Origin of the sequence: Rhodococcus sp. LB1, assembly GCF_001583455.1 — a bacterium.
In the GTDB taxonomy this organism is placed as follows: Bacteria; Actinomycetota; Actinomycetes; order Mycobacteriales; family Mycobacteriaceae; genus Rhodococcus_F; species Rhodococcus_F opacus.
The window spans coordinates 1-1,064 of record NZ_LTCZ01000328.1; the positions used below are offsets into that span (position 1 = coordinate 1).

The 1,064-nt window shown below is 68.1% G+C and carries 1 protein-coding gene; it reads left to right on the forward strand.

From position 1 onward, the window contains the following. Nucleotides 1-3 precede the first annotated feature (3 nt). A partial coding sequence (locus tag AZG88_RS33015; RefSeq protein ID WP_082833542.1) for an IS1380 family transposase occupies nt 4-1,064 on the forward strand: 1,061 nt, incomplete at its 3' end.

A 1,064-nucleotide genomic window follows, 5' to 3' on the forward strand; every position in this document is an offset into this window, starting at 1 on the left:
TCAGTGCAATCATCGCACACGTTCACGGCTGGGTCCGCGGTGTTCGACGAACACAATCTCGTGTCCGCGGCAGGATTGGTGCCGGTCCTCGAACTCGCCGAACAGGCCGGCTTGTCGGAGCTGATCGACACCCAAATCGACCTCACCTCCACGCGGGTGGCCTCGGGTGCGGCGAACCCGGCAGGGAAACTGACCTCGATCATCGGCGGAATGCTCACCGGAGCCGACAGCATCGACGATGTGGACACGATCCGCGCCGGCGGCACCCCGATCCTCTTCGACCAGGTCTACGCCCCGTCGACGTTGGGGATCTTCCTGCGCGAATTCACCTTCGGGCACAGCCTTCAGCTCGGGGCGGTGCTGCGCCGACACCTGATCGGCCTCGCCGCCCGCACCCCGCTGCTGCCCGGCATTGAGGATCGCGCGTTCCTCGACATCGACTCGTTGCTGCGCCCGGTGTACGGGCACCAGAAACAAGGAGCGTCCTACGGGCACGCGAAGATCGCCGGCCGCGCCCTGCTCCGCAAGGGACTGTCGCCGCTGGCCACGACCCTGTCGACCGCGCAGGCGGCGCCGGTGATCACGGAGATGAGACTGCGCGCCGGCAAAACCGGATCCGGGCGCGGCGCCGCCTCCCAACTGCGCTCGGCGGTCACCACCGCCCGCGCCTGCGGGGCGCACGGCAAGATCATGGTCCGCGGTGATTCGGCGTTCGGCAACAAGGCCGTCATCGGCGCCGCGGTCGCCGCGGGCATCGAGTTCTCCCTGGTGATGACCCGCAATCCGCGGATCACCCGGGCCATCGCCTCCATCGACGACGACGCCTGGATGCCGGTGCGCTATCCCGGTGCGGTCACCGACCCCGATACCGGGGAGTTGATCTCCGACGCCGAGGTCGCCGAGGTCGAGTACACCGCCTTCTCCGGACGGCACCGGGTCACCGCCCGCCTGATCGTGCGTCGGGTCAAGGACGCGAACTACCCGGATGCGTTGTTCCCGGTGTGGCGCTACCACCCGTTCTTCACCAATTCCGACCTGTCGACCGTCGATGCCGACGTCACGCA